Source organism: Dyadobacter jejuensis, from assembly GCF_003149085.1.
GTDB classification, from domain to species: Bacteria; Bacteroidota; Bacteroidia; order Cytophagales; family Spirosomataceae; genus Dyadobacter; species Dyadobacter jejuensis.
Window position 1 is genome coordinate 214,966 of the sequence record NZ_QGDT01000006.1, and the last position, 18,199, is coordinate 233,164.

An 18,199-nucleotide genomic window follows, 5' to 3' on the forward strand; every position below is an offset into this window, starting at 1 on the left:
ATTTTATTAAAATATGTTCTATTGTCTTGAACTAATGACTTCATGCTTCAAAAACCGGTAAACAAAATCAAAAATCACAAGCTCAGAAATCACCCCTGAGTCCCATAACCCTTATCCATACGATTCCCTATCAGCATAGTAAACACGAACCCAACGGTGAAGGCAAGGGCGGGCACTATATTATAATTTCCGATATCATTGAATAGCGTTTCAGAATATCCAAACATCACTAGGCCAATGAGGTAGGACAAAAAAAGATCCCGCATTGAAAACTTCCTCTTGCTAAACAGCCGAATGAATACCACTACAAATGCCATCAAGAAATAATGAACGAATTCAAAGTACTGCCTGTAAGCTGGATAATCGTTCTCTATAAAGCTGATGACAAACAAGGCAATAGCGCCCAAAATGCCCCATACTAAAAATATTCTTCTGGACTGGTTTATTGGAAAAGTAATTTTTATACATTAAAATCATCGACTGCCACCTATATCAGTAGCCTACATCAGCCATGCAATCAGGGCCTGCATTTTGTAAATATATAAACTAATTTGAATAATTAGAATTAATATTTTAAAGACTAAAAATTAACATACAACTCAACCTATACGAGTAAATACAACCAATTTAATAAGCAATTATTATTACAGGTACGTAAATCGGCTTTAGGTTTTAGGACTAAGGCCATAAAACAGGCTACAACCCCAGGGGAAATAGACACTAATCGATAACCCAGGGCGAATGGCCGATCGCCGAAACTAAGTGCTGTAGGTGCGTTTATCAATAACATCCTGCATGCCTACCAACTCCATAGCGACGTAGGTGCGGCATAGCATGATGACGAACATCGAAGAACATATCAAAAAAAATCCCTGCCGAACTCGGCAGGGATAGGAAAGTATTAAGCGTTAAGAAGCGCGGTAAACTGATCGAACAGATAGCGGGAGTCGTGTGGCCCGGGCGATGCCTCGGGGTGATACTGCACCGAAAAGGCCGGGTGGTCTGTACGGCGTATCCCTTCTATAGTCTTATCATTCAGGTTCACATGGGTGATCTCCACGTTGGGGTGGTTACTGATCTCCTCAGGATTGACTGCAAAGCCGTGGTTTTGGCTACTTATCTCACATAAGCCTGTTAGTAGGTTCTTAACGGGGTGGTTAAGGCCACGGTGTCCATGGTGCATTTTATAGGTGCTAATACCGCTGGAAAGCGCCAATAACTGGTGCCCTAGGCATATGCCAAACACGGGCTTATTGCTAGCCACCATTTTGGTAACATTTTCTACGGCATAGCCCATCGATGCCGGATCGCCCGGTCCGTTAGAGATAAAGAAACCGTCGGGGTTCCATTGCATCACCTCTTCATAAGGAGTACGAGCGGGGAACACTTTGCAATAACAGCCCCTCTGGGTGAGGTTATCTAAGATGCTCTTTTTGATCCCGTAGTCCATCACGGCCACGCGCCATTTGCTATGGCCTTCGTTGCCCATAAAATAAGGCTCAGAGGTGGTTACTTCCGACGAAAGCTCCAGACCATCCATAGAAGGTACTTTTTTGAGTTCTTCCATCAGGGCCACTTCGTCGAGTATTTCGGAAGAAATAATGGCATTCATCACCCCCTTTTCGCGTACATGGCGTACGATATGGCGGGTATCGACATTGCTTATTCCTACGATCTTAGCCCTTTCAAAATACTCTTGAAGGGAGAAGTCGGCGGTATGGCGCGAATACACCTGAGAGAAGGTGTTACATACCATTCCTTTGATTTTTACAGACCCAGACTCTTCCTCATCTTCCAGCTGCACGCCATAGTTGCCTATATGCGAATTGGTATTGACGATGATCTGGCCATAGTACGACGGATCGGTATAGATCTCCTGGTAGCCAGTCATGCCGGTATTGAAGCAAAGCTCACCACCGGTGGTGCCGTCAATGCCCAGGGCTAACCCTCTGTAAGCGGTTCCATCTTCCAACAAAAGCAATGCCTCTTTCTTGTGACCCATATTTGATTCTATATTTATACTATTGGTTAATTTGTGCCGATATCATAACCATCTATCGGCTGTTTCGGTTTGATTCCCTATGCAAAATTAAAAAATTAGCCATAAAAAGGGGTTAAACGACAACGCCTAACCCCTTTTTACTAAACAAATTTCATATTGCAATATGCTTATTCACTTGCAGTATCGGTTTCACGTCCACCATCAAGTTCATCTTGCAATTTTTTCAACTCGTCCCATTTGCCATCGGCAGCCAGTTGAGCCTGAGCAGGCCAAGTAGCAGGGCTATGTGCGTTGTATTGAGGGCCGGCTTTTTCCAACAACTCCTGAATCGCTTCTGGAGTCGATGCTGCTAGTTGAGCGAAAGTGGCGATACCACCTTCCGTCAAGATATCAGCGATCTTAGGACCTACCCCTTCTATTTTCTTCAAGTCATCGCCTTCGGCTACGACCTCGGCAGCTGGAGCAGCGGCTTTCTTACCACCACGACGGCTACGACGTGTTTTGGCAGGTTTGTCGGCATTAGCCAGAAGAAGAGCATCGTTAAAGTCAACCAATTCGATCATAGCCACCTCTGCAGCATCACCCAATCGGTTACCCAATTTGATAATACGCGTGTAGCCACCAGGACGGTTGGCAATTTTATCAGAAACGTTACCGAAAAGTTCTTTTACCGACTCCTTATCGTTCAGGTAAGAGAATACAACCCTTCTATTGTGGGTGGTATCTTCTTTGGCCTTCGTAAGAAGAGGCTCAACATAACCTCTCAATTCTTTGGCCTTAGCCAAAGTAGTTTCAATTCTTTTGTGGATAATCAAAGAAGAAGCCATGTTCGATAACATCGCCTTGCGGTGAGATGCCGTTCTTCCTAAGTGATTATCTTTCTTACCGTGTCTCATTTTGTTTATTGTTTAGTTGCTTCGAGCAGCGTACCTACGCGCTTCAGAATACATACTGATTATGGAATTACTTTTTTACTCTTCGTCTAACCGATATTTGGCGACGTCCATTCCAAATGTGAGTTGTTTGTCAGCAACGAGCTGCTCCAACTCAGTAAGCGACTTTTTACCAAAATTACGGAACTTCATCATGTCCGAAATTTCAAGCCGTACCAAATCCCCAAGGGACTTAACATCCGCCGATTTAAGACAGTTGTAAGCACGAACAGAAAGATCCAACTCCGACAAGGAAGTTTTCAACAGTTTCCGCATGCGCAACATCTCTTCATCTACTTGATTATCTTCTTCCGCTTTTTGCTTTTCGAAGGTCATTGTCTGATCCGAGAAGAGCATAAAGTGTTGGATCAATATATTGGCGGCTCCTTTAAGGGCATCCTCCGGATGGATAGAACCATCGGTTTGGATGTCGATCAGCAAGCGCTCATAATCGGTCCTTTGTTCTACACGTGTATTTTCAACACTGTATTTTACATTTTTGATCGGAGTATAGATCGAATCTACTGCTATGAAACCAAAGGGAAGTTCGTTCGCTCTAGGTTCATCGGCAGGTATATAACCTCTACCTTTGTCCAACAAAAGTTCCATTTCGAACTCTTTGTTGTCGTCGATATGGCAAATTACAAGATCAGGATTCAAAACTTCGTATGTGTTGGTAAACTTACCAATATCGCCAGCCGTAATGACAGAGACATTCTTAAGGTTCACCACGATACGGCTTTCGTTCAAATCTGAAACTTTTTTAAAACGAACCTGTTTCAGGTTCAGGATGATTTCCGTAACATCCTCTACAATACCTTCAATTGAAGAAAACTCATGAAGCACACCAGGGAACTTCACACTCGTTATGGCGTAGCCCTCTAAAGATGAAAGTAGTATTCTACGCAACGCATTTCCTATCGTTACGCCGTATCCTTTCTCTAAAGGCTTAAACTCAAACAACCCATGAAAGTCGTCTGCTTTTTCCATGACGACCTTATCAGGCATTTGGAAAGCTAATATTGACATAGTCTTTGCTCCTTTTATAGTAGTAAATGATAGTTGATCACGCTACCGTTACCTTTGCGATCGCAAAATAACCGTTACCGGCCAATAGCACGTTACCGAAGAGTAACGTGCTATTGTAATGAAGATTGTTATTTAGAGTACAATTCAACGATCAATTGTTCGTTGATGTTCTCTGGTATTTGGTCACGCTCAGGGAACGTAACAAATTTACCGCTCAATTGCGAACCATCCCATTCCAACCAGTTGAATCCTCTTGCGCTATGTCCAGAAAGGCTATCTGAAACGGCTTCCAAAGATTTCGACTTTTCACGAACGGTCACCACTTGACCAGGACGTAAGGAATAAGAAGGGATATTAACGATCTCTCCGTCTACCAAGATATGCTTGTGAGATACCAACTGGCGTGCAGCACGACGGGTTGGAGCGATACCCAAGCGGTATACGGTGTTATCCAAGCGAGCTTCGCAATATTTCAAAAGGTTTTCACCTGTAATACCGTCTTTAACTGAAGCTTTTTCGAATAGGTTACGGAATTGTCTTTCAAGAATACCGTAAATAAATTTCACTTTTTGCTTTTCCATCAACTGTAAAGCATACTCCGACTTCTTAGGTCTGCGGCCTTTCCCATGAACGCCTGGAGGATAATTTTTCTTTGCAAGCGCCTTGCTGGGACCCATGATGGGTTCTCCGTAACGTCTTGCAATCTTCGATTTGGGACCTGTGTAACGTGCCATTAAAAAACTTGTGTTAACTTAATTAAAAAAAACCATTCTGTAACCCCAGTGTCCAAATTACGAATGGATACCGCCCGAGAGCGATATAATTTATACTCTCCGACGTTTTGGAGGACGACAACCGTTGTGCGGAAGTGGAGTAATATCACGAATGATGGTAACCTCGATACCAGAATTCTGGATGGTACGGATAGCCGACTCACGGCCCGATCCTGGTCCTTTTACGAACACTTCAGCCTTGCGCATACCCAAGTCGAAAGCGACTTGTGCTGCACTAGATGCCGCTGTTTGAGCAGCATACGGCGTGTTCTTTTTAGAACCGCGGAAACCCATTTTACCAGCAGAACCCCAGGAAATCACCTGACCGTTCAAATTGGTGATAGAAATGATGATATTGTTAAAAGAGGCCTTGATGTGAACTTGTCCCACCGGCTCTACTACAACAACTCTTTTCTTCGCTTTGTCTTTTCTTTTATTTTGTGCCATTGCTTATGTAATAAGTGTGCCTTTAACGACACCGCTCATTTGTTATTTAGTAGCCTTTTTCTTGTTCGCGATTGTTTTGCGTTTACCCTTACGAGTACGAGAGTTATTCTTGGTACGCTGACCACGCAATGGCAATCCCTTACGATGACGAAGACCACGATAGCATGCAATGTCCATTAGGCGCTTAATACTAAGCTGTACCTCCGACTTAAGCGCACCTTCTACCTTAAATTCACCTGCGATTACCGAGCGGACGGCTCCAGACTCATCGTCTGACCAATCAATCACTTTCTTATTAACGTCAACGCCAGCTTTGTCCAGGATTTTCTTGGCCGAACTACGGCCAATTCCATAAATATAAGTTAGCGAGATCTCACCCCTTTTGCGGTCGGGAATATCAACTCCAGAAATACGTGCCATAATTATTAACCTTGTCTTTGTTTATACCGAGGATTCTTTTTGTTTATCACATAAATCTTTCCCTTTCGGCGAATTACCTTGCAGTCTACACTGCGTTTTTTAACTGATGCTTTAACTTTCATCTTTATTGACCTTATGTGTTGTTCACTAGACTAAGCCCTATTTGTACCGATACACAATTCTTGCTTTCGATAGGTCATAAGGCGACATTTCCAATTTAACTCTATCCCCTGGTAAGATTTTGATGTAGTGCATCCTCATTTTACCAGATATATGTGCAATGACTTCGTGCTTGTTTTCTAATTCCACCCGAAACATTGCGTTCGACAGAGCTTCAATGATTACTCCGTCTTGTTCGATTGATGCTTGTTTTGCCATTCGTTAATTTATTGGTTCACAACAACCGCTAGGCTGGTGTTGGCCGTTACTTGTTCTATGTAGTCAAATGTTGTGAGTATCTCCGCTTGGCCCTTCCGTACTACTACTGTATGTTCAAAATGAGCCGAGCATTTGCGATCTGCCGTGCGGATGGTCCAACCATCCCTTTCTTGTACTACTCCTTTGGTACCAAGATTAATCATCGGCTCTATGGCCAAGACCATCCCTTCCTTCAGTTTGATACCCTTGCCCCGTTTACCATAATTAGGTACTTCGGGACTTTCGTGTAAGCTTCTACCAATTCCGTGGCCTACCAGCTCTCTCACTACACTGTAACCTCTTTGTTCAACGAAATTTTGAATAGCAAAACCTACATCTCCCATGCGCATGCCGTCGGCTACTATAGCTATTCCCTCATAAAGGGACTTTTTGGTGGCTACCAACAGTTCTCTCACTTCTTGGCTTACTTCCCCTACTGGGTAAGTATATGCGCTGTCGCTATGAAAACCGTTCAACAAAACACCGCAATCGACTGAGAGTATATCTCCATCTCTTAACTCGTAGTTGCTAGGAAAACCATGTACGACCACTTCGTTTAGAGAGATGCAAAGAGAGGCGGGGAAACCATTGAAACCTTTAAAGGAAGGTACTCCACCGTTATCCCTAATGTAAGCTTCTGCGATTTCGTCTAGTTTTTTGGTGGTAACCCCCGGTTTTACCCATTTGGCTACTTCGGCATGTGCCTTACCCAATACTTGTGCGCTTTGCTTAATCAGGTCTATCTCCTGCTCTGTCTTGAGATAAATCATTATTATATTGCTAGACTTTCCGTTCTTCCTTTCACTCGACCCGACTTCATCAGGCCTTCATACCGCCGCATTAACAGATGGCTCTCGATTTGCTGCAGGGTATCCAACACCACCCCTACCATAATGAGCAGGGAAGTTCCACCAAAGAACTGGGAGAAGTCGCTAGACACGCCTAATAAGCTGGCAAAGGCCGGTAAAATCGCTACTAAAGCCAGCATGATAGATCCTGGGAAGGTAATCCGATCCAAGATGGAACTGATGTATTCCGAAGTCTGCTGGCCAGGCTTGATACCGGGTATAAACCCACCTCCACGTTTCATATCATCGGCAATTTGTTGTGGATTGACCGAGATAGCGGTATAGAAGAAAGTAAACACGATAATCAATACCGCAAATAGCAAGTTGTACTGCCAAGTGGTATAGTTGGCGAAGATGGTCGCTACGTTACTCGCAAAGTCGCTTTTATCGGCGAAGTACGATGCCCCCAATGAAGGGATAAACATCAAGGCTTGTGCGAATATAATAGGCATTACACCGGCAGCATTCAGCTTTAGAGGCAAATACTGGCGCTGACCACCCATCACCCGGTTGCCCACCACCTGTTTGGCATATTGTATGGGAATACGACGAACCGCCTGGGTGAGCATCACAGCCCCCATAATGACAAAGTACAAGGCTACCATTTCCAATACGGTAAGCAGGATTTGACCGCTACCTCTTGAAACAACCTCCTTGTAAATCGCACCAGGAAAACGTGAAACGATTCCGATCATAATCAACATGGAAATACCATTTCCTATTCCTTTGTCGGTAATACGCTCCCCTAGCCACATACAAAACATGGTACCGGCCGTAAGAACGAACACCGAAGAAATCGAGAACAAGCTCCTAGAAACCAATAAGGCTTCGTCGGGAACAGTAGTATTCAAATAGGCTGTACCTTGTACCAGGGTCACGATAATGGTGAGTATTCTGGTAATTTGGTTCAGTTTCTTCCTACCCGACTCCCCTTCTTTTTGCATCTTCTGGAAATATGGCAGGGCCATAGTTAACAGCTGAATGGCAATAGAAGCCGAAATGTAAGGCATGATACCCAACGCAAAAATGGAAGCCTTACTAAAGGCTCCACCAAGAAAAGTATCTAACAAGCCCAACAAACCTTGGGTGGACACGTTCAATTGATCGGGCTCAACACCAGGTAATGCAACGTAAGACCCTAATCTGAAGATTGTTATAAACAATAGAGTGTTGAGAATACGAGTTCTCAACTCCTCTATTGAAAATATATGTTGTATTGTTTCAAAAAATCTTTTCATGTTCTGGGGCTTACATTTGCCTTTCGAAAGCCAACCGAAGTTGGCTTACTCGAATATGTTATAGTTTAACCGCTTTACCACCCGCTTTCTCTATTGCTTCAACGGCAGTAGCTGAAAAGCCGTGTGCCTGAACTTCTACAGAAAGGGAAATTTCACCACGACCAAGGATCTTAACCAGATCTTTTTTGGCCGCTAATCCGTTTTCACGGATCAAATCTACGGTAATAACCGAAGCGTTAAGCTTATCGGCTAGGGCCTGGATAGCATCCAAGTTCAAGCCTTTGTACTCCACCCGGTTGATGTTGTTAAAACCAAATTTTGGTAGACGTCTCTGAAGCGGCATTTGCCCTCCTTCGAAGCCCAACTTCCGGCTATAACCCGAGCGAGATTGAGCTCCTTTATGACCGCGAGCAGCAGTTCCGCCTTTTCCGGATCCCTGACCACGACCTACACGTTTTCCGACTTTTACAGATCCCGCAGCAGGTTTTAATGAACTAAGATTCATATTATTAGTTTCTATTAAATTGCTTCCACTTTAACCAAATGGCTCACCTTGCGGATCATGCCCGCAATGGATTCGCTATTTTCCTTTTCAACCGAACGGTTTAGCTTACCAAGGCCTAGGGCCTTTACGGTAAGTTTTTGTCTTTCGGGGCGATCGATCGCACTTTTAACTAAGGTAATACGTACTTTTGACATAGTTACTTTCAGATATTGGTTGTCCGTAACGGATTAACCATTAAACACTTTATCCAGTTTAACACCACGCTGAAAAGCAACTTGATGCGGAGCTCTCATTTTTAAGAGGGCATCAATGGTAGCCTTTATTACATTGTGGGGGTTAGAAGAACCTTTTGACTTAGCCAATACGTCCTTAATCCCTGCACTCTCCAACACGGCCCGCATAGGGCCACCCGCTAGTACTCCAGTACCAGGAGCCGCTGGCTTGATCAATACAAAACCACCGCTGTACTTACCTTCCATCGCATGAGGAACGGTATTCTTAAGCATTGGAATTTGGATAAGATTCTTTTTAGCATCGTCGATACCCTTTGCAATGGCATCTGTAACCTCATTGGCCTTTCCTAAGCCATAGCCCACTACGCCGTGGCCATCACCCACTACCACAATGGCAGAAAAGCTAAAACGACGACCACCTTTTACCACTTTTGCAACCCGATTGATCGCTACTACGCGTTCTTTCAGTTCTGATTCGTTAACCTTTGAAGGTTTTGTATTTGTAGACATAGAATTGGTTATTCTTAGAATTTCAGGCCACCCTCACGAGCTCCTTCGGCCAATGCTTTTACTTTACCATGATACAAATATCCGTTACGGTCAAAAACCACCGCAGAGATACCTGCTTCTTGCGCCTTCTGGGCGATCTTCTTTCCCACCTCAAGGGCCACACCAAGATTGGTGTTGGCTCTTTTTTCTCCGAGGTCATGAGAAGATGCACTTACAAGGGTTACCCCTTTTACATCGTCTATAATTTGTGCGTAGATCGCGGTATTAGAACGAAACACCGATAATCTAGGACGTTCTACGCTCCCCTTCACCCGCTTGCGGATATGAAGTTTGAGGCGTTGTCTTCTATCTAATTTTGTCGTAGCCATTTTTTGCTTTTTCTTAACTCTGTTATTAACTAAACTCCGTGGCTACGCACTATTTCTTAGCGGCGGACTTACCAGCCTTCCTACGAACCACTTCTCCAACAAAGCGAATACCTTTTCCTTTGTAGGGTTCCACTTTACGTAGAGACTTAATCTTAGCAGCTACAGAACCGATCAATTCTTTATCGATTCCTTCAAGAATAACCTTAGGGTTTTGGCCCTTTTCCATGGTGGTAGAAACCTTAATTTCTGCCGGTATCGCCATGAAAATATTGTGAGAGTAACCCAATTGCAATTCCAGCACATTATTGGCTGAAGTAGCTTTGTAACCTACCCCTACGAGTTCCAATTCCTTTTTATATCCCTGTTCTACTCCGATCACCATGTTGTTGATCAAAGAACGATACAGACCGTGCAATGCTTTATGACGTTTTTGCTCGGTAGGGCGCTTTACTGAAAGCTCAGTACCCGCTACTTCCACAATCATGTCCGAATCCACCGCTTGCGTCAGCGTGCCCTTTGGGCCTTTTACCGATACTACATTGTCAGCTGCAACACTTGCAGATACACCAGCCGGTAAAACTATTACTTTATTTCCTATGCGTGACATTTCCTGGAATACTTTAAAATATTAATACACGAAACATAACACTTCACCACCTACATTCAAGGTCTTAGCTTCTTTGTCGGTCATCACCCCTTTAGAGGTGGAGATGATCGCCGTACCAAGGCCTCCCAATACTCGTGGGAGCGTAGATGAACCCGCATACTTCCGAAGTCCTGGCTTACTAACGCGCTGCAACTTTACGATAGCAGATTGTTTGGTAACAGGGTTATACTTCAAGGCTATTTTAATTGTACCCTGAGGACCGGTTTCATCAAATTTATAACTCTGAATGTACCCTTTATCGAAGAGTACCTTCGTCATTTCTTTCTTTATGTTGGACGCAGGTATCTCTACAACCCGATGCTTCGCCTTAATGGCGTTTCTGAGTCTGGTTAGATAATCTGCTATGGGATCCGTTAACATCTTTATTCTTAGTTTAAACCCTCCCCCTGAAAAGGGAGTGCAAAGTTAAGTAATTGAAATCAGAATTGAAAATATTCTTACCAACTAGATTTTGTCACTCCAGGGATCTTGCCATCAGAAGCCATTTCCCTAAACAAAACCCGTGATATTCCGAATTTTCTCATGTATCCCCGTGGTCTACCCGTAATTTTACAACGGTTGTGCAGCCTAACGGGAGATGAATTACGAGGCAGTTTATCCAAACCTACCCAGTCACCAGCTTCTTTCAATTGCTTACGCTTTTCAGCATACCTTGCAACGAGTGCTTGTTTCTTTCTATCCCGTGCTTTTACTGATTCTTTTGCCATTTCGGTATATATCTTATATCTTAAGAATTATCCTTGTTTATTCGCATTAATGAAAGGCATCCCTAGGGCCTTCAACAGTTCGTATCCTTCTTCATCCGAATTGGTAGAAGTTACGAAAGTGATATCCATCCCAGTGATTTTATTCACCTTTTCAATACTGATTTCAGGGAATATAATTTGTTCTTTTACGCCAAATGTATAGTTTCCACGTCCATCAAATCCTTTATCGCTAATTCCCTTAAAGTCACGTACACGAGGCATCGCAATCGAAGTAAGACGATCAAGAAATTCATACATCACATCACCACGAAGGGTTACCTTCGCTCCGATGGGCATGTTTTCTCTTAGCTTAAAGTTAGAAACCGCTTTTTTGGAGATTGTAGCCACTGCTTTCTGACCGGTGATAAGGCCCAATTCTTCTACACCTGTATCGACCAGCTTCTTGTCAGCTACGGCAGCTCCGATACCCTTATTGATCACAATTTTCTGAAGACGTGGCACTTGCATGATCGACTTAAACTGAAACTTATCTTTCAGTTGGTCCACGATCTCTTCCACATACTTTTCTTTTAATCTTGGCTTTGCCATTTTTACTGTAATAGTTAATTGTAGATTACCGACCCACAAATAATAAATGATTAAAAAAATTCGGGGAATTAGATGAAATTCCCTGATTTTTTGGCGAAACGCTGCAGCTTCCCTTTATCGTTCGCTTTGCGTCCAATTCTAGTGGCTTCTCCCGTTTTGGGATCTACCACTTTCAGATTACTGATGTGAATAGTACCCTCCATTTTCTCAATACTTCCCTGGGGATTTTGAGCATTTGGTTTCACGTGTTTGGTGATCATATTTACACCTTCCACGGTCGCACGGGACTTGTCAATCAATACCTTTTTCACTACGCCGGTTTCACCCTTCGCATTGCCTGAGATCACCTTTACGGTATCTCCAGTACGGATATGTAGTTTCGCCGGTGCTTTTTTATTTTTACTTTCCATTTGAGATCTTCTCTTATAACGGTTTAAAGAAATACTTCAATTATTGATTTCTTACAACACCTCTGGTGCTAGAGACACAATCTTCATGAATTGACGCTCGCGCAATTCACGGGCTACTGGCCCAAAGATCCGGGAGCCTCTAGGCTCGTCGTTGTTGTTCAATAAAACAGCAGCATTATCCTCAAAACGAATATACGTTCCATCTTTGCGGCGTACTTCTTTTTTAGTACGTACCACAACGGCTTTTGATACCGTTCCTTTTTTCATATTGCTCGAAGACAGAGCCGATTTTACTGTAACGACAATTTTGTCGCCTACTGAAGCATAGCGTTTGCCAGTTCCGCCAAGTACCCGTATCACGAGTACTTCTTTGGCTCCACTGTTATCTGCTACCGACAGTCTTGATTCTTGCTGTACCATGATTACTTAGCTCTTTCAAGGATTTCTACTAATCTCCAACGCTTGTTCTTACTAAGCGGACGTGTTTCCATTACCGAAATCGTATCACCGATTCCCACCTGGTTGGTTTCGTCATGAACCATCAATTTGGATGTCTTGGTCATGAACTTACCGTATTTGGCGTGCTTAACTTTACGCTCTACAGTGATCACACAAGACTTGTCCATCTTGTTGCTCACTACTTTTCCAACTCTTTCTTTACGTAACTTTCTTTCTGATGCCTCCATAATAGTCTAAACTGATTTACTGTTGGTTACTTTTAGCCGACAGTTCGGTTAAGAGTTTTGCAATTTCCTTACGTGAGGCGCGAATACGCATAGGGTTCTCGATGGGAGAAATAGCATGAGCAAATTTCAATCGCAATAAGCGCTCTCTTTCCTGTGCAACCTGCTCTACGAGCTGATCCTTTGACAGTTCTTTTATTTCTTTACTAGTCATTGCTGTTAATAATTAGCGGTTTAAAATCGTTCGGAGTTAGTCTATTCTTGGTAATCCCGACGCACCACAAACTTTGTCTTTATTGGCAACTTTTGAGCAGCCAAACGCAATGCTTCATTAGCGGTATCTAGGGTAACCCCACCGGCTTCAAAAAGGATGGTTCCAGGCTTCACAGGAGCTACCCAATATTCTGGAGCACCCTTACCCTTACCCATACGTACCTCTGCGGGCTTTTTGGTGATAGGCTTATCAGGGAAAATTCTGATCCATACCTGGCCTTCACGCTTCATAGCACGTGTAACGGAGATACGAGCTGCTTCAATCTGGCGAGCGGTGATCCATCCTGGCTCCAAGGCCTTGATGGCGAATGCACCAAACGATATTTGATGCCCCCGAGTTGCCAGACCGTTATGTGAACCCTTCAGCTTTTGTTGCTTGCGAAATTTTGTTCTTTTCGGCTGTAACATGATTCTAATCTATTTGAACCGATCTCTTAAACCGGGAAATGTCTGATTACTTCTTCTTATTTTTTGCTCTTTTGCGACGATCTGCATCGCCACCACCTTCACCTCGGTCGTTGCCGCGTCCGCCTCTTCTGTCGCCTCTTCCGCCACGGTCACCGCTTGCACGATCCGCTCTGTCAGAAGCCGCAGTAGCTGCACTTGGAGTAAGATCCCGCTTGCCATACAGCTCGCCTTTGAAGATCCATACTTTGATACCGATTTTACCGTAGATCGTCTGAGCTTCAGAGATCGCATAGTCGATATCGGCTCTCAAAGTATGCAATGGAATCCGTCCTTCCTTGTACTCCTCGGTACGGGCCATTTCGGCACCTCCCAATCGGCCACCCAGGCGGATTTTGATTCCTTGTGTTCCTACTCGCATGGCCGAAGCGATAGATTGCTTCATGGCGCGACGGTAAGAGATACGTGCTTGCAACTGCTGAGCGATGGCTTCACCTACCAGCTTCGCATCGATTTCAGGACGTTTGATCTCATAGATGTTAATCTGTACATCTTTGCCTGTAATCTTTTTGAGCTCTTCCTTAATTTTATCGACTTCGCTACCACCTTTACCGATTACGATACCCGGACGTGCCGTGTGAATCGTTAGGGTGATGCGCTTCAATGTACGTTCGATAACTACTTTGGAGATCGATCCTTTAGGGATCCTCGCTTTGATATAGTTACGTATTTTTTCGTCTTCAACCAGTTTGTCCGAGAAGTCTTTACCTCCGTACCAGCTAGACTCCCAGCCTCTAACAATTCCTAGTCTTAGACCTATAGGATTAACCTTTTGTCCCATTCGAAATAGATCGTTTACTTATGATTCGGTGATTACTGTATTTAATACGTCTGCTTCTGCTGCCTCGTTATCAATCACTATGGTGATATGATTGGACCGCTTACGGATTCTGTGAGCCCGTCCTTGGGGCGCAGGGCGCAAACGCTTCAACATACGTCCACCGTCAATAAATACGGTTTTAACAACTAGATCCGCATCTTCTAATTTTGCGTCTTCATTCATTTGCTGCCAGTTGGCAACGGCCGAAAGTAAAACTTTATGCAAAACAGGTGAAGAAGCTCTTGGCTGAAATTTTAATAACGCCAACGCTTTGCTGACCTTCTGTCCGCGAATCATGTCGGCTACTAGTCTCATCTTGCGAGGAGAAGTAGGCACATTTCTTAATATAGCTCTTGCTTCCATGTTCTTTCAGATATAGGCTCGTTGCTCAGGATGACCAACCAGCTATCGTCGACTATTTATTTTCTACCTTTATCTTTCTTTGCAGTGTGACCGCGGAAGTTACGAGTAGGTGAAAATTCACCCAACTTGTGTCCTACCATGTTCTCCGTAACATATACAGGGATAAACTTATTCCCGTTATGAACCGCAAAAGTGTGTCCTATGAAATCAGGAGAGATCATTGAACGGCGTGACCAGGTTTTGATAACTGATTTACGAGACGCGTTGTTCATAGCCTCCACTTTATTCTCCAGACGAAAATCTATGTATGGTCCTTTTTTTAATGAGCGTGCCATGTTTCTATGTTATTTTTTACGACGGCTTATAATCAATTTCTCAGAATGCTTGTTGCGGTCACGAGTCTTAAGACCTTTCGCAAACTGTCCGTTTCTTGAACGAGGCTGGCCTCCAGACGAGCGCCCTTCACCACCACCCATTGGGTGATCGACGGGGTTCATGGCTACACCACGAACGCGGGGACGACGTCCCAACCAGCGTCTACGACCTGCTTTACCCAAAGAAACATTCATATGGCTAGAGTTGGATACCGTTCCTACTGTAGCGATACAGGTAGAAAGGATCATTCTCATCTCGCCAGATGGCATCTTAAGAACGGCATATTTGCCTTCCCGAGCCACCAACTGAGCGTAAGCTCCTGCACTTCTAGCCAACTGACCTCCTTTACCAGGAGTAAGTTCGATATTGTGCACAATGGTACCAATCGGCATAGATCCCAAAGGTAAGGCATTGCCTACTTCAGGTGCGACTGAGTTACCCGATACGATCACCTGTCCTACTTTGAGGCCATTGGGGGCGATCACATATCTTTTTTCTTGGTCTTCATACTGAACCAAGGCGATACGAGCTGAACGGTTCGGATCGTATTCTATAGTAAGTACGGTGGCGGGAGCATCGAAGCGATTTCTCTTGAAGTCGATCACACGATACCTTCTTTTGTGCCCACCTCCTATATGGCGCATGGTACGATGTCCCTGGCTGTTACGACCACCCGTTCTCTTGATGGTTTCCAGTAGACTCTTCTCAGGCTTCGCCGCGGTAATCTCCTCAAAAGCAGGAGCCGAGCGGAAACGCTGACCAGCACTTGTCGGTTTTAATTTTTTAACTGCCATTTGCTTTTAACTCGTCAAAGATTTGAATCAATCAACTATTTTATGCTTCACCGTAGATATCGATGATTTCACCTTCTGCTACCGTTACGATAGCCTTCTTGATAGTTGACGTTTTTCCACTTACAAATTTACCTCCCGAAGTCCGGGATTTGCTTTTACCTATGCAACGCATAGTGTGAACGCTTTCTACAGTCACCCCGAACAGCTTCTCAATAGCCTTTTTAATTTCTACCTTATTAGTCGTAAGGGAAACTTCAAATGCATATTTTCCTTGACCACCCTGAGCCGTTACCTTTTCGGTTATGATCGGACGTTTCAGTACACTCATTGTTATTTGTTCGTTTGGGTTTCCAAAATAGATAGCGCAGATTCACTTATCAATAGACGGTCTGCATTCATCAGGTCATAAGTATTCACCGAATCAACAGTGGTAACTTTGGCCTTTGGTACGTTACGGCTCGATAGATAGATATTGCTATCGACAGCCGGAAGAATCAACAAAGTCTTGGTGTTAGACAAAGACAATGCGTTCAACACGTTCAAGTAAGTTTTGGTCTTCGGCGCATCAAAACTGAAGGCTTCCAACACTGAAATCGCATCGGCTTTCGCTTTCACTGCAAAGGCAGAGTTGCGGGCCAAGGACTTCACTTTCTTATTAATCTTGAAGCTGTAGTTGCGGGGTCTTGGTCCGAATATACGGCCACCACCTACAAATACTGGAGACTTAATACTCCCTGCACGTGCCCCACCAGTTCCTTTCTGGCGCTTGATCTTGCGGGTAGAGTGATTAATCTCTGCGCGCTCCTTAGACTTGTGCGTTCCTTGGCGCTGATTGGCCAAGTACAATTTTACATCGAGATAGATCGCATGCGTGTTAGGCTCTATACCAAAAATACTCTCTGGCATTACCACCTTCTTGCCGGTATCTTCTCCTTTTATATTTAATACGGACAGTTCCATTGGTCTTACTTCTCAATGATTAGAAATGAATTCTTTGCTCCCGGTACTGAGCCACTTACTACCAGTAAATTTTGCTCAGGTATCACTTTCAAAACACGAAGGTTTTGAATCTTTACACGATTGTTACCCATGCGTCCACCCATACGAATACCTTTAAATACACGTGAGGGGAATGAACAAGCACCAATCGAACCTGGGTGACGTGCACGGTTATGCTGACCGTGTGTTTGGCCTCCTACTCCGCCGAATCCATGACGCTTTACAACGCCTTGAAATCCACGACCCTTGGCAGAACCTACCACATCAACGAATTCACCTTCTTCAAATACATCTTGAACGGAAAGTGAAGTTCCAAGTTCATGTTCCACTTCAAAGTACTTAAACTCAACTACCTTTTGCTTAGGCGTTGTGTTTGCCTTTTTGAAGTGCCCGATTAACGGCTGAGTGGAGTTCTTCTCCTTTTTCTCGCCATAACCTAACTGGATAGCCTTATAGCCATCCTTCTCTTCGGACCTAACTTGTGTTACTACACAAGGACCAGCTTGAATTACAGTACATGCCAGAGCCTGCCCGTCAGCATTGTACAAACTAGTCATTCCGATTTTTTTACCAATTAAACCAGACATGTTGTGAAATTAAAAATTTAGCAGGTATAAACCTTATTCTTTAAAACGGACTGCAAAGGTAGAAAAATGAATTATACTTTCCAAGTAGCCCTTTATTATTTCTCACTGATAATCAGCAAAAAAGGTCAGATGTACTACACATCTGACCTCGTCTGTCGATCGTATAAAATGGCACTTTTGCATCGCAAAATCTGCCTTTTCTGATCTGAGTTCAGATGTGGTTTCCGTATGCCGGACCTTCATCCAATTATGTCTTCTGATTTAAACTCTGGACTTAAAAGCCCTAAATCAGTTTGCTAACCCACTTTTTGGTCCTCCAGGAGGCCTACTCGGTGGATCGTTAACTACACCTTAATCTCAACGTCAACTCCGCTAGGAAGTTCCAATTTCATAAGTGCATCTACCGTTTTGGCGCTCGTAGAGAAAATGTCTACCAGACGCTTATAGGTACAAAGCTGAAATTGTTCACGTGATTTTTTATTTACGTGTGGAGAGCGCAATACAGTGAATTTCTCCTTTTTTGTAGGTAGGGGGATAGGCCCACTCACTACGGCACCGGTAGCCTTTACGGCTTTCACAATCTTCTCTGCCGACTTGTCTACCAAGTTGTGATCGAAAGACCGGAGTTTGATACGAATTTTTTGATTCATTTTATTTTTTTGTTTCGGTTCTGAATATTAAGTCCAGCATGCTGCCGGACTACACTGACGAAAGAACCATTTACTTCGTCAACTTATCTTAAAATG

The 18,199-nt window shown here is 43.8% G+C and carries 32 protein-coding genes; all 32 read right to left on the reverse strand.

Going from position 1 to position 18,199, the window contains the following annotated elements; genetic code table 11:
• Window positions 1-89: 89 nt before the first annotated feature.
• Window positions 90-407 carry a hypothetical protein gene (locus tag CLV98_RS13450; protein WP_109674851.1) on the reverse strand — a complete coding sequence of 106 codons (318 nt, stop codon included), beginning with the start codon at window positions 405-407 and terminating at the stop codon, window positions 90-92.
• 494 nt (window positions 408-901) lie between these two features.
• Complete coding sequence (gene carA / locus CLV98_RS13455; protein ID WP_109674852.1) at window positions 902-2,002, reverse strand: glutamine-hydrolyzing carbamoyl-phosphate synthase small subunit; 1,101 nt, start codon at window positions 2,000-2,002, stop codon at window positions 902-904.
• A 167-nt stretch (window positions 2,003-2,169) separates the two neighbouring features.
• Window positions 2,170-2,898 (reverse strand): 50S ribosomal protein L17, encoded by a 729-nt coding sequence (gene rplQ, locus CLV98_RS13460; protein WP_109674853.1) that lies wholly within the window; start codon window positions 2,896-2,898, stop codon window positions 2,170-2,172.
• A gap of 75 nt (window positions 2,899-2,973) precedes the next feature.
• Window positions 2,974-3,963, reverse strand: coding sequence for a DNA-directed RNA polymerase subunit alpha (locus CLV98_RS13465; protein ID WP_109674854.1), 990 nt, complete (start codon window positions 3,961-3,963; stop codon window positions 2,974-2,976).
• A gap of 128 nt (window positions 3,964-4,091) precedes the next feature.
• Window positions 4,092-4,697 (reverse strand): 30S ribosomal protein S4, encoded by a 606-nt coding sequence (gene rpsD, locus CLV98_RS13470; RefSeq protein ID WP_109674855.1) that lies wholly within the window; start codon window positions 4,695-4,697, stop codon window positions 4,092-4,094.
• Window positions 4,698-4,787: 90 nt separating this feature from the next.
• On the reverse strand, window positions 4,788-5,183 hold the full coding sequence (rpsK, locus tag CLV98_RS13475) for a 30S ribosomal protein S11 (protein WP_109674856.1): 396 nt from the start codon (window positions 5,181-5,183) through the stop codon (window positions 4,788-4,790).
• Between the two features lie 42 nt (window positions 5,184-5,225).
• Window positions 5,226-5,603: a 30S ribosomal protein S13 gene (gene rpsM, locus CLV98_RS13480; protein WP_109674857.1), complete on the reverse strand. Its 378-nt coding sequence runs from the start codon at window positions 5,601-5,603 to the stop codon at window positions 5,226-5,228.
• A gap of 5 nt (window positions 5,604-5,608) precedes the next feature.
• Window positions 5,609-5,725: a 50S ribosomal protein L36 gene (rpmJ, locus tag CLV98_RS13485; protein WP_084299511.1), complete on the reverse strand. Its 117-nt coding sequence runs from the start codon at window positions 5,723-5,725 to the stop codon at window positions 5,609-5,611.
• A 37-nt stretch (window positions 5,726-5,762) separates the two neighbouring features.
• Complete coding sequence (infA, locus tag CLV98_RS13490; protein WP_025764334.1) at window positions 5,763-5,981, reverse strand: translation initiation factor IF-1; 219 nt, start codon at window positions 5,979-5,981, stop codon at window positions 5,763-5,765.
• An 8-nt stretch (window positions 5,982-5,989) separates the two neighbouring features.
• Window positions 5,990-6,790, reverse strand: coding sequence for a type I methionyl aminopeptidase (gene map, locus CLV98_RS13495; protein ID WP_109674858.1), 801 nt, complete (start codon window positions 6,788-6,790; stop codon window positions 5,990-5,992).
• A gap of 2 nt (window positions 6,791-6,792) precedes the next feature.
• Window positions 6,793-8,106: a preprotein translocase subunit SecY gene (gene secY, locus CLV98_RS13500; RefSeq protein ID WP_109674859.1), complete on the reverse strand. Its 1,314-nt coding sequence runs from the start codon at window positions 8,104-8,106 to the stop codon at window positions 6,793-6,795.
• 58 nt (window positions 8,107-8,164) lie between these two features.
• Complete coding sequence (gene rplO, locus CLV98_RS13505; protein ID WP_109674860.1) at window positions 8,165-8,611, reverse strand: 50S ribosomal protein L15; 447 nt, start codon at window positions 8,609-8,611, stop codon at window positions 8,165-8,167.
• A 14-nt stretch (window positions 8,612-8,625) separates the two neighbouring features.
• A complete protein-coding gene (gene rpmD / locus CLV98_RS13510) occupies window positions 8,626-8,805 on the reverse strand; it encodes a 50S ribosomal protein L30 (protein WP_109674861.1) in 180 nt (59 codons plus the stop codon).
• Window positions 8,806-8,838: 33 nt separating this feature from the next.
• Window positions 8,839-9,354, reverse strand: a complete 516-nt coding sequence (rpsE, locus tag CLV98_RS13515) for a 30S ribosomal protein S5 (RefSeq protein WP_109674862.1) — start codon at window positions 9,352-9,354, stop codon at window positions 8,839-8,841.
• Between the two features lie 14 nt (window positions 9,355-9,368).
• On the reverse strand, window positions 9,369-9,722 hold the full coding sequence (gene rplR / locus CLV98_RS13520; protein WP_109674863.1) for a 50S ribosomal protein L18: 354 nt from the start codon (window positions 9,720-9,722) through the stop codon (window positions 9,369-9,371).
• Window positions 9,723-9,771: 49 nt separating this feature from the next.
• Window positions 9,772-10,329 carry a 50S ribosomal protein L6 gene (rplF, locus tag CLV98_RS13525; RefSeq protein WP_109674864.1) on the reverse strand — a complete coding sequence of 186 codons (558 nt, stop codon included), beginning with the start codon at window positions 10,327-10,329 and terminating at the stop codon, window positions 9,772-9,774.
• A 21-nt stretch (window positions 10,330-10,350) separates the two neighbouring features.
• Window positions 10,351-10,749 carry a 30S ribosomal protein S8 gene (gene rpsH / locus CLV98_RS13530; protein WP_025764326.1) on the reverse strand — a complete coding sequence of 133 codons (399 nt, stop codon included), beginning with the start codon at window positions 10,747-10,749 and terminating at the stop codon, window positions 10,351-10,353.
• A gap of 77 nt (window positions 10,750-10,826) precedes the next feature.
• Window positions 10,827-11,096, reverse strand: coding sequence for a 30S ribosomal protein S14 (gene rpsN, locus CLV98_RS13535; protein ID WP_025764325.1), 270 nt, complete (start codon window positions 11,094-11,096; stop codon window positions 10,827-10,829).
• A 27-nt stretch (window positions 11,097-11,123) separates the two neighbouring features.
• Entirely contained in the window at window positions 11,124-11,684 is a 561-nt protein-coding gene (gene rplE, locus CLV98_RS13540; protein WP_109674865.1) for a 50S ribosomal protein L5, read from the reverse strand.
• Between the two features lie 68 nt (window positions 11,685-11,752).
• Window positions 11,753-12,094, reverse strand: coding sequence for a 50S ribosomal protein L24 (gene rplX / locus CLV98_RS13545; RefSeq protein WP_109674866.1), 342 nt, complete (start codon window positions 12,092-12,094; stop codon window positions 11,753-11,755).
• Window positions 12,095-12,145: 51 nt separating this feature from the next.
• Complete coding sequence (rplN, locus tag CLV98_RS13550) at window positions 12,146-12,514, reverse strand: 50S ribosomal protein L14 (RefSeq protein ID WP_109674867.1); 369 nt, start codon at window positions 12,512-12,514, stop codon at window positions 12,146-12,148.
• A gap of 2 nt (window positions 12,515-12,516) precedes the next feature.
• Window positions 12,517-12,780, reverse strand: coding sequence for a 30S ribosomal protein S17 (rpsQ, locus tag CLV98_RS13555; protein ID WP_109674868.1), 264 nt, complete (start codon window positions 12,778-12,780; stop codon window positions 12,517-12,519).
• A 16-nt stretch (window positions 12,781-12,796) separates the two neighbouring features.
• On the reverse strand, window positions 12,797-12,991 hold the full coding sequence (gene rpmC / locus CLV98_RS13560) for a 50S ribosomal protein L29 (protein WP_109674869.1): 195 nt from the start codon (window positions 12,989-12,991) through the stop codon (window positions 12,797-12,799).
• Between the two features lie 41 nt (window positions 12,992-13,032).
• Window positions 13,033-13,458 carry a 50S ribosomal protein L16 gene (rplP, locus tag CLV98_RS13565; RefSeq protein ID WP_109674870.1) on the reverse strand — a complete coding sequence of 142 codons (426 nt, stop codon included), beginning with the start codon at window positions 13,456-13,458 and terminating at the stop codon, window positions 13,033-13,035.
• A gap of 46 nt (window positions 13,459-13,504) precedes the next feature.
• On the reverse strand, window positions 13,505-14,296 hold the full coding sequence (rpsC, locus tag CLV98_RS13570) for a 30S ribosomal protein S3 (RefSeq protein WP_109674871.1): 792 nt from the start codon (window positions 14,294-14,296) through the stop codon (window positions 13,505-13,507).
• Between the two features lie 18 nt (window positions 14,297-14,314).
• The gene (rplV, locus tag CLV98_RS13575) at window positions 14,315-14,698 is read right to left on the reverse strand and encodes a 50S ribosomal protein L22 (protein ID WP_109674872.1); all 384 of its coding nucleotides are present in this window, start codon (window positions 14,696-14,698) and stop codon (window positions 14,315-14,317) included.
• A 56-nt stretch (window positions 14,699-14,754) separates the two neighbouring features.
• Entirely contained in the window at window positions 14,755-15,033 is a 279-nt protein-coding gene (gene rpsS / locus CLV98_RS13580) for a 30S ribosomal protein S19 (RefSeq protein ID WP_025764315.1), read from the reverse strand.
• A 9-nt stretch (window positions 15,034-15,042) separates the two neighbouring features.
• Window positions 15,043-15,867 (reverse strand): 50S ribosomal protein L2, encoded by an 825-nt coding sequence (gene rplB, locus CLV98_RS13585; protein WP_109674873.1) that lies wholly within the window; start codon window positions 15,865-15,867, stop codon window positions 15,043-15,045.
• Window positions 15,868-15,907: 40 nt separating this feature from the next.
• On the reverse strand, window positions 15,908-16,195 hold the full coding sequence (rplW, locus tag CLV98_RS13590; protein WP_109674874.1) for a 50S ribosomal protein L23: 288 nt from the start codon (window positions 16,193-16,195) through the stop codon (window positions 15,908-15,910).
• 2 nt (window positions 16,196-16,197) lie between these two features.
• Window positions 16,198-16,827 carry a 50S ribosomal protein L4 gene (rplD, locus tag CLV98_RS13595; protein WP_109674875.1) on the reverse strand — a complete coding sequence of 210 codons (630 nt, stop codon included), beginning with the start codon at window positions 16,825-16,827 and terminating at the stop codon, window positions 16,198-16,200.
• Window positions 16,828-16,832: 5 nt separating this feature from the next.
• Window positions 16,833-17,453 carry a 50S ribosomal protein L3 gene (gene rplC / locus CLV98_RS13600; protein WP_109674876.1) on the reverse strand — a complete coding sequence of 207 codons (621 nt, stop codon included), beginning with the start codon at window positions 17,451-17,453 and terminating at the stop codon, window positions 16,833-16,835.
• A gap of 344 nt (window positions 17,454-17,797) precedes the next feature.
• The gene (gene rpsJ, locus CLV98_RS13605) at window positions 17,798-18,103 is read right to left on the reverse strand and encodes a 30S ribosomal protein S10 (protein ID WP_025764310.1); all 306 of its coding nucleotides are present in this window, start codon (window positions 18,101-18,103) and stop codon (window positions 17,798-17,800) included.
• Between the last annotated feature and the right edge of the window lie 96 nt (window positions 18,104-18,199).